The 9,353-nt window shown below is 70.4% G+C and carries 7 protein-coding genes; 1 reads left to right on the forward strand and 6 read right to left on the reverse strand.

The genetic code is table 11. The features are described 5' to 3' along the window. Positions 1-100: 100 nt before the first annotated feature. From VHU88_16870 to pyk, 4 genes are read right to left on the reverse strand one after another with little or no spacing between them, the layout of a single operon-like run. A complete protein-coding gene (locus tag VHU88_16870; GenBank protein ID HEX3613363.1) occupies positions 101-721 on the reverse strand; it encodes a hypothetical protein in 621 nt (206 codons plus the stop codon). A 46-nt stretch (positions 722-767) separates the two neighbouring features. Further along, positions 768-1,619: an SGNH/GDSL hydrolase family protein gene (locus VHU88_16875; protein ID HEX3613364.1), complete on the reverse strand. Its 852-nt coding sequence runs from the start codon at positions 1,617-1,619 to the stop codon at positions 768-770. Then, positions 1,616-1,822 carry a hypothetical protein gene (locus VHU88_16880; GenBank protein ID HEX3613365.1) on the reverse strand — a complete coding sequence of 69 codons (207 nt, stop codon included), beginning with the start codon at positions 1,820-1,822 and terminating at the stop codon, positions 1,616-1,618. The genes VHU88_16875 and VHU88_16880 overlap by 4 nt, the downstream gene beginning before the upstream one ends. 47 nt (positions 1,823-1,869) lie before the next feature. Beyond that, positions 1,870-3,315, reverse strand: coding sequence for a pyruvate kinase (gene pyk / locus VHU88_16885; protein ID HEX3613366.1), 1,446 nt, complete (start codon positions 3,313-3,315; stop codon positions 1,870-1,872). Positions 3,316-3,656: 341 nt separating this feature from the next. On the opposite strand from pyk, the gene VHU88_16890 reads away from it, so the two are divergent. Beyond that, positions 3,657-4,463: a hypothetical protein gene (locus VHU88_16890; protein HEX3613367.1), complete on the forward strand. Its 807-nt coding sequence runs from the start codon at positions 3,657-3,659 to the stop codon at positions 4,461-4,463. Positions 4,464-4,499: 36 nt separating this feature from the next. Here VHU88_16890 and VHU88_16895 read toward each other — a convergent pair whose 3' ends face one another. Together VHU88_16895 and gltB are read right to left on the reverse strand one after the other, a co-directional pair. After that, positions 4,500-5,969, reverse strand: coding sequence for a glutamate synthase subunit beta (locus tag VHU88_16895; protein HEX3613368.1), 1,470 nt, complete (start codon positions 5,967-5,969; stop codon positions 4,500-4,502). Continuing rightward, positions 5,962-9,353, reverse strand: a 3,392-nt coding sequence (gene gltB, locus VHU88_16900; GenBank protein ID HEX3613369.1) for a glutamate synthase large subunit, incomplete at its 5' end; no start/stop codon positions are given. The genes gltB and VHU88_16895, both read right to left, overlap by 8 nt.

The raw sequence follows: 9,353 nt of genomic DNA on the forward strand, positions 1-9,353 counted from the left end.
GTCGCGCGTCATCACATTGCGACGCTCCGCGTCGCGGCGGGGCTCCGCCCCCGCACCCCTACGCCGTGCTCGCCGGCCGGACCAGTGATGCCGCGTCAGATCACTGGGCGGCGTCCCCGGTATCGGCCGGGGTGACTGCGCCGCCGGCCGGGGCGGGGGTGGCGCCGTTGTCGAAGATGATCGACTTGCAGGCCTCGAGGGCCGCGTGGACGGTCGGGTCCTTCAGATCCAGCCCGGCGAGCATGCCACCGCGGCCGCTGGAAGGCTCGGGCGACGGGCCTTCGCCGGGCCGTGCAGTGCGACGGGGCGGCTCGGGCAGGGTGACACCGTGCTGCTTCATGCACTCCCGGAACTGCCGGCGCGGGCCGCTGTGGATGCCGCCGGCCGTCAGCCCACCGGCCGGACGCAGGTTGGCGCACGCCTGGCGTGCGTCGCGGAAAGCCTGCGCCTGCGCGGCGTCCATGCTGGGACGCGGGGCGCCGGGCGCGGGGCGCCCGGTCGGCGGGTTCACGCCGTGCTGCGTCAGGCACTCGCGGTAGGCCGCGAAGGACTCTTTCCCCGGGTGGGGTCCGGACGAGGCTTGCGGGGCCCCGGTGTCGGAGGCCGTCGGACTGCCGCCCCCGGACCCGCACCCGGCCAACGACAGGGCCGCCACGAGTGCGCCGAGCGCGGCGCCGGTTCGCCTGGACCGACCTGCCTTCGCCGTCGATCGACCGTTCATCCGCGACCTCCCAGCCAGAACCGCGCGAATCCTGCCACCGGTGCGCTCAGCCACGCGGATACACCGCCGCGATCGCCTGGGCGATCACCTGATGCCCCTGCGGATCGGGGTGATCCCCGTCCGGCTGGAGCAGGGCGGTGTCGTCCTTGCTGCCGTTGGAGCCCTTGAAGGCCGTGTAGGTGGAGACATAGGTCGCACCGGTGGTCTGGGCCGCCAGCGCCAGCGCGTTGTTCGTCGAGGCGGTGCACGCGATCGACGCGGCCATCGCGGTGGCGTCGTAATCCTTCTCGGCCACCTTCCCGTCCTCCATCGACGCCCAGTAGTCCAGCAGCACGATGTGGGCCGTCGAGTTCAGCTTCTGGATCTTCTCGATCGCGGTGGTCACGTTGTCCTGCACCGCGTCCGCCACCGGCGGATACAGCTTGGTCGCCGAGGCGCCCAGGGAGACCTGGTCGAAGACGTCGTTGTAATCGTTGGCGCCGGTCATGATCAGGATCGTGGTCGCCTTGCCGACCGCCGTCTTGATCGAGGAGTCCGACAACTGATCGAGGAAGTCCGCGCTCGTCGAGCCGGAGACCGCGAAGTTGTCGACCCCGGGCTTCACCCCGGTGGTCTTGCCGACGTCGGTCGCGTATGCCGACACGAAGTTGATGCAGTTGCATCCGCCGCCGCCGGCCGGGACCGAGTCGCCGAAGCCGACCACCAGCGGCTTGGTCGGCGCCGTGGCCACCTTGGGAGCGGCGGAGCGCGTCGCGGTGGCGTGCGGTGCCGCGGCGGCCGAGGGCACCGTCGGTACCGCGGCGGCGGGCTGCTCCGGCGAAGCCGTCGATTTCGAGTGCGACCCGCAGGCCGCCAGCGGCAGCAACGCGATCAGGCCGACCAGGACTGTGCGCTTCACAACACCTCCGTGCTCAGCGATACGGTCTCCACCGCTCGGCGTCGACCGCTCCACCGCACTTCCTCCCCGCGCAACGCGCCACGGGAGTGCGCCAAGCCCCACGACACCTGAACCGGCCCGGCGCACGCGGCGCAGAGCACGTCGTCGGTCAGCACCGGCTCTCCGCCGCAGACTTGGCATCCGCCGGTGGAGTCGGCCTCCACGCATGTCAGCTTCGCCCCAGTTGCGCCATCGAGCAAGCATCCGAATCTCACGATCCGGCATAGGCCGGGACGATCAGGCCGACCGCGTCGCCCATCCGGTGGACCCGCAGCGCATTGGTCGATCCGGGGATTCCGGGCGGACTGCCCGCGACGATCACGATCCGGTCCCCGATCTGGCAGCGCCCGAGCTCGAGCAGCGCGGCGTCGACCTGCTTCACCATCTCGTCGGTGTGCTGCACCGTCGGCACGAGGAACGTCTCGACGCCCCACGTCAACGCCAACTGATTGCGCACAGCCGGGGTCGGGGTGAACGCCAGCAGCGGGATCGGCGAGCGGTAGCGGGCCAACCGCCGGGCGGTGTCCCCGCTCTGGGTGAACGCCACCAGGTAGCGGGCCCCGACGACCTCGCCCACCTCCGCCGCGGCGCGGGCGATCGCGCCACCGGTGGTCAGCGGCGGACCCAGCGCGGGTCCCAACGCCGTGAGACTCTCCGATTCGATGGCCTCGGCGATGCGGGCCATCGTGCTGACCGCGGTCAACGGGTGCTTGCCGACGCTGGTCTCCCCCGACAGCATCACGGCATCGGCGCCGTCGAGGACGGCGTTCGCGACGTCGGAGGCCTCGGCCCGGGTCGGCCGCGGCTCGGTGATCATCGAGTCGAGCATCTGCGTCGCCACGATCACGGGCTTGGCCTGCATGACGGCGCGCTTGATCGCGCGCTTCTGCACCAGCGGGACGTCCTCCAGCGGCAGCTCGACGCCGAGATCGCCACGGGCCACCATCAGCCCGTCGAAGGCGTCGATGACCTCGTCGAGGTTGGCCACCGCCTGCGGCTTCTCCAACTTGGCGATGACCGGCAGGCGCACCCCCTCGGAGTCCATCACCTCGCGCACGGCCTCGGCGTCCTTGGCGTCCCGCACGAAGGACAAGGCGATCAGGTCGGCGCGCAGGTGCAGCGCCCACCGCAGGTCCGCCACGTCCTTCTCGGACAGCGCGGGCACCCCGACCGCCACGCCGGGCAGGTTCAGGCCCTTGTGGTCCGAGACCGTCCCGCCGTCGATGACGCGGGTGTGCACCTCGGCGCCCTCGACCTCGAGCACCTCCAGGCTCAGCCGGCCGTCGTCGACCAGGATCCGGTCACCTGACGAGACGTCAGAAGGCAGACCGGCATAGGTGGTCGACGCCCGCTCGGCGCTGCCGGGAACGTCGAGCGTGGTGATCGTGAACTGGGCGCCGGGCACCAGTTCGGCACGGCCGCCGGCGAACTTTCCCAACCGGATCTTCGGGCCCTGCAGGTCCACGAGGATGCCGACCGCCCGGCCGGCGTCGTCGGAGGCCGCGCGCACCCGCGCGTAGCGGGCCTCGTGCTCGGCATGGGTCCCATGGCTGAGGTTCAACCGGGCGATGTCCATACCCGCGGCCACGAGGGCCTGGATCTGCTCGGGGCTGTCGGTTGCCGGCCCCAGGGTCACGACGATCTTGGCTCTACGCACCAGGCGACCCTATGCGGTCACATGTTGCCGCCGGATGTCCGCGCCGCGAACGAGCCGCAAGCCTCCCCCTCCCCACTTCTGCTGCCTGTCCCACGTATCGCGGCGCTCCAATACGTGGGGCAGGCAGCAGAAGTCGCGGTGGGGTTGTCCACAGGGGGGCCATTTCGGGTTCGGAGCAGCTCCGGAACCTGCAAGGTCCGCCCATGGCACCCAGACCCTCCACCCCATCCGCTCTGCTCGCCGGCCCGTTTCGTCGTGCGGACGCTCTGCAAGCGGGCCTCACCGCCCGCCAGCTGGACTCCCGATGTTGGACGCGAATCTTCGCCCAGGTCCACGTCCACGTGTCGATCGAGCAGACCGACGAGGTCCGTCTCGCGGCGCTGAGGCTTACGGCGCCGATGGACGCAGTGGCCACCGGATTGACTGCCGCGTGGCTCTACGGAGTGTGGAAACCGCGGCCGGGCGAACCGGTCCCGCTGCATTTCGCCACACCAACAGATCGGGGCGGCTTCGTGGCGAGTGGGGCGCGCAGCAGCCGCCTCGTGCTGGACGACGGCGATGTCGACGAATTCCACGGCTTCCCGGTCACCACGCCCGAGCGCACCTGCTTCGGGCTGATGACCGTCGGATCGCTGACCCAAGCGGTCGTTTGGGCAGACGCGTTCCTGCATGCCCAACTCGTGTGTTCGGGTGCGTTGGCCCGCTACGCCGACGAACGGCCGCGGTGGCCTGGCGTCCGCAAGGTCCGGGAGGCGGCACAGTTGGCGCGGGCCGACGCGGCCTCACCGATGGAGTCCCGGTTGCGCATGGTCATCGTGCTCGGCGGCCTTCCCGAACCGCCCCTGCTCAACCAGCCCCTCTACGGGCCGGACGGCACATTGCTCGGCGTCCCGGACATGCGGTACGTCGTCCCTTGGTTCGGCCTCGAGTACGACGGCTCCTACCACGACGACCCGGATCAACATTTCGCAGATGTGGTCCGGGAGAACAGGCTGCTGCTCCTGGGCGACTTGCCCTTGCTGCGCTACACCGCCGCCGACGTTTTCGGCGCCCCGCACCGGATCGTCCGGGAGGTCGGGACGATGCTGCGCCGCGCCCCCGGATCCCGACTTCTGCTGCCTGTCCCACGTATCGGGACGCCCCAATAGGTGGGACAGGCCGCAGAAGTGCGGAGATTGAGGGGCTTAGACGACCAGGGGGCGGGCTGTCGGGGGGATCGGGGCGGGCAGGGTCGTCGAGCCGGTCAGGAACCGGTCGACGGCGGCGGCGGCGGCGCGACCCTCGGCCAGGGCCCACACAATCAGCGACTGGCCGCGGCCGGCGTCGCCGGCCACGAAGACGCCCTGTGTGCTGGACATGTAGTTGTCGTCGCGGGAGACGTTGCCGCGCTCGTCGAACTCGACCTTCAGGCCCTCGAGCAACTCGTTGCGCTCCGGGCCGACGAAGCCCATGGCCAGCAGGACCAGGTCGGCCGGGATCTCGCGCTCACTGCCCTCGACCGCCTCGAACTTGCCGCCGACGAAGGCGACCTCGGTCAGCCGCAGCGCGGTGACCTGGCCGGCCGCGTCGCCGACGAACTCCTTCGTCGACACCGCGTAAACCCGGTCGACGCCCTCTTCGTGGGCACTCGCGGTGCGCATGATCATCGGGTAGGTCGGCCACGGCTGCGCGTCCGGCCGCGCGTCCGGCGGCTGCGGCAGGATCTCCAGCTGCGTGACCGAGAGGGCGCCCTGCCGGTTGGCCGTGCCCAGGCAGTCCGCGCCGGTGTCGCCGCCGCCGATGATGACGACGTGCTTGCCGGCCGCCGAGATCGGGGCGGCCTCCAGGTCGCCCTCGCAGACCTTGTTCCCCCAGGGCAGGTACTCCATCGCCTGGACCACGCCCTCGAGCTCCCGCCCGGGGACCGGCAGGTCGCGCCAGGCGGTCGCACCCACGGCGAGGACCACCGCGTCGTAGCGGGCCAACAACTGATCCGCCGTCAGATCCACGCCCACATTGACGCCGGCCCGGAACTTCGTGCCCTCGGCCTTCATCTGCGCCAGGCGTCGATCGAGGTAGCGCTTCTCCATCTTGAACTCGGGGATGCCGTAGCGCAGCAGCCCGCCGATGCGGTCGGCCCGCTCGTACACGGCCACCGTGTGTCCCACCCGGGTCAGCTGCTGGGCGGCGGCGAGCCCGGCCGGGCCGGAGCCGATCACCGCGACCGTGTTGCTGGTCAGGCGCTCCGGCGGCTGGGGCGTGACCCAGCCGGAGTCCCAGGCCCGGTCGATGATCGCGACCTCGACGTTCTTGATCGTCACCGGCTCCTGGTTGATCCCGAGCACGCAGGCCGGCTCGCACGGCGCCGGGCACAACCGCCCGGTGAACTCCGGGAAGTTGTTGGTCGCGTGCAGGCGCTCGATCGCCTCGTGCCAGTCGTCGCGCCAGACCAGGTCGTTCCACTCCGGGATCAGGTTGCCCAGCGGGCAACCCTGATGGCAGAACGGGATCCCGCAGTCCATACAACGACCGGCCTGCTTGGTGATGATCGGCAGCAGGGCCCGGCCCAGGCCCTCCTCCGGGTACACCTCGCGCCAGTCCTGCAGGCGCTCCTCGATCGGACGGCGAGCCGCGACCTCACGTGCGGTCGTCAGAAAGCCACGCGGATCAGCCATGAGAAGCCGCCATCACCTTTCGCATCGTCGCTTGCTCGTCCAGCCCTTCGGCTGCAGCCTCGGCCTGGGCGGAGAGAACCCGCTTGTAGTCCTTGGGCATGACCTTGCCGAAGCGCTCGACCGCCGCGTCCCAGCCGTCGAGCAACTTGCGCGCGACGGCCGACTCGGTCTCCTCCGCATGCCGGGTCACGGTCGTGCGCAGGAATTCGCGGTCCTCATCGTCCAACGGGTCCAGGTCGACCATCTCCGGGTTGACGTCGGAGGGGTCGAGGTCGAGCACGTAGGCGATGCCGCCGGACATTCCCGCGCCCACGTTGCGTCCGGTCGGGCCGAGGATGACCACCTTGCCGCCGGTCATGTACTCGCAGGCGTGGTCGCCCACGCCCTCGACGACCGCGACCGCGCCGGAGTTGCGGACGCAGAACCGCTCGCCCACCAGACCACGCAGGTAGATCTCGCCATTGGTGGCGCCATAGGCGATCACGTTGCCGGCGATGATGTTGTCCTCGGCGGCGAACGTCGCGCCGCGGTCCGGCCGCACCACGACCCGACCGCCGGACAGGCCCTTGCCGACGTAGTCGTTGGCATCGCCCTCCAGCCGCAGGGTGATGCCGGCCGGGACGAAGGCCCCGAACGACTGCCCGGCCGACCCGGTGAACGTCAGGTCGATCGTGCCGTCGGGCAGGCCCGCGCCGCCGTGACGCTTCGTCACTTCGTGACCCAGCATGGTTCCCACGGTCCGGTTGACGTTGCGGATGGTCAGCCGACCGCGCACCGGGGAGCCGGACTCGATCGCCTCCGCGCACAGCGCGATCAGCTCGTTGTCCAGGGCCTTGTCCAGCCCGTGGTCCTGACCGGTGGTGCAGTACCGCGCCGCGCCCTCCGGCAGCGCCGGCACATGCAGGATCGGCGCCAGGTTCAGCCCGGAGGCCTTCCAGTGCTCCACCGCCGCCGAGTTGTCGAGCACCTCGGCGTGGCCGATCGCCTCGGCCACGGAACGGAAGCCGAGCTTGGCCAGGTGCTCGCGGACCTCCTCGGCGATGAACTCGAAGAAGTTCACGACGAACTCAGGCCGCCCGGTGAACCGCTCGCGCAGCACCGGGTTCTGGGTGGCGATGCCGACCGGACAGGTGTCGAGGTGGCAGACCCGCATCATGATGCAGCCGGAGACCACCAGCGGCGCGGTCGCGAAGCCGAACTCCTCCGCGCCGAGCAGCGCCGCGACGATCACGTCGCGACCGGTCTTCAGCTGACCGTCGGTCTGCACGACGATCCGGTCGCGCAACCCGTTGAGCAGCAGGGTCTGCTGGGTCTCGGCCAGGCCGAGCTCCCACGGCGCACCCGCGTGCTTGAGTGAGGTCAGCGGTGAGGCGCCGGTCCCGCCGTCGTGGCCGGAGATCAGCACGACATCCGCGTGCGCCTTGGACACCCCCGCCGCGACCGTGCCGACTCCGACCTCGGCCACCAGTTTGACGTGGATCCGCGCGGCCGGGTTGGCGTTCTTGAGGTCGTGGATGAGCTGGGCCAGGTCCTCGATCGAGTAGATGTCGTGGTGCGGCGGCGGCGAGATCAGACCGACGCCCGGCGTGGAGTACCGGGTCTTCGCGATCCACGGGTACACCTTGTGGCCGGGCAACTGCCCGCCCTCGCCGGGCTTGGCGCCCTGCGCCATCTTGATCTGGATGTCGTCGGAGTTGGTCAGGTACTCGGCGGTGACGCCGAATCGACCCGACGCGACCTGCTTGACCGCGCTACGACGCTCCGGGTCGTACAGCCGCTCCGCGTCCTCGCCGCCCTCACCGGTGTTGGACCGGCCGCCGAGGCGGTTCATCGCGATCGCCAGTGTCTCGTGCGCCTCGCCGGAGATCGACCCGTAGGACATCGCGCCGGTGTTGAAGCGCTTGACGATCTCCGAGACCGGCTCGACCTCCTCCAGCGGCACCGGCGGACGAACGCCGTCCTTGAAGGTGAACAGGCCGCGCAGGGTCATCAGCCGCTTCGACTGGATGTCGACGCCTTCGGTGTACTGCTTGAAGATGTCGTAACGCCGGGTCCGGGTGGCGTGCTGCAGGCGGAACACGGTGTCCGGGTCGAACAGGTGGGGCTCGCCCTCGCGGCGCCACTGGTACTCCCCGCCGATGGCGAGGCGCCGGTGCGAGGCCGAGATGCCGCCCAGCGGGTAGGCCTGCCGGTGGCGCAGCTTGACCTCCTCGGCGATGACGTCGATGCCGACGCCGCCGAGCTGCGAGGTGGTGCCGGTGAAGTACTTGTCGACCAGCTCCTGAGACAGGCCGATCGCCTCGAAGATCTGCGCGCCGTGGTAGGAGCCCACGGTCGAGACGCCCATCTTCGACATGACCTTCAGGACGCCCTTGCCGAGCGCCTTGACCAGATTGCGGAGCGCCTTCTCCGGCTCGACCTCGAGCAGGACACCGGCATTCGCCAGGTCCTCGACGGTCTCCATCGCCAGGTACGGGTTGACCGCGGAGGCGCCGAAGCCCACGAGCAGGGCCACGTGATGGACCTCGCGGACGTCGCCGGCCTCGACGATCAGTCCGACCTTGGTCCGGGTCCGCTCCCGGATCAAATGATGATGCACTGCTCCGGTCAACAGCAGCGACGGGATCGGCGCCAGCTCGGTGTCGCTGTCGCGATCGGAGAGCACGATCAGCCGCACTCCCCCGGCGATCGCCTCGCTCACCTCACGGCGGATCCGTTCCAGCGCATCGCGCAGTGCGTCGCCGCCGCCGTTCACCGGATAGAGCCCCCTGACCACCCGGGCCGCGAAACCCGGCAGGTCGCCGTCGTCGTTGACGTGGATGATCTTGGCCAGGTCGTTGTCGTTGATCACCGGGTAGGGCAGCACGATCTGGCGGCAGGAGGCCGGGACCGGCTCGAGCAGGTTCTGCTCGGGCCCGGTCATGGTGCCGAGCGAGGTGACGAGCTCTTCCCTGATCGCGTCCAGCGGCGGGTTGGTCACCTGGGCGAACAGCTGGGTGAAGTAGTCGAACACCAGCCGCGGCCGGCCCGAGAGCACGGCCACCGGGGTGTCGGTGCCCATCGACCCGATCGGCTCGGCCCCGTTCCGCGCCATCGGCGCCAGGATGACCCGCAGCTCCTCCTCGGTGTACCCGTGCATCCGCTGCGAGGTGATCAGCTCGGTTCCGGCCGCGTCCAGATCGCGCTGGTGCGGGACGGGGGCTTCGGGCAGCGGGCGGTCGGGGAGGTCGTCGAGGTGAACCAGGCCGGCGTGCAGCCAGTCTTCGTAGGGGTGCTCGGCGGCCAGGGCCGCCTTGACCTCTTCGTCTTCGACGATCCGGCCGGCCGCGGTGTCGGCCAGGAAGATGCGGCCGGGCTGCAGCCGCCCCTTGCGGACCACCGTGG

This window comes from Sporichthyaceae bacterium (genome assembly GCA_036269075.1).
GTDB lineage: Bacteria > Actinomycetota > Actinomycetes > Sporichthyales > Sporichthyaceae > DASQPJ01.

Bases quoted from the DNA above. Each gene is read 5' to 3' on its own strand.
- VHU88_16870 (HEX3613363.1), bottom strand. From the start codon at position 721: ATGAACGGTCGATCGACGGCGAAGGCAGGTCGGTCCAGGCGAACCGGC.
- VHU88_16895 (HEX3613368.1), bottom strand. From the start codon at position 5,969: ATGGCTGATCCGCGTGGCTTTCTGACGACCGCACGTGAGGTCGCGGCT.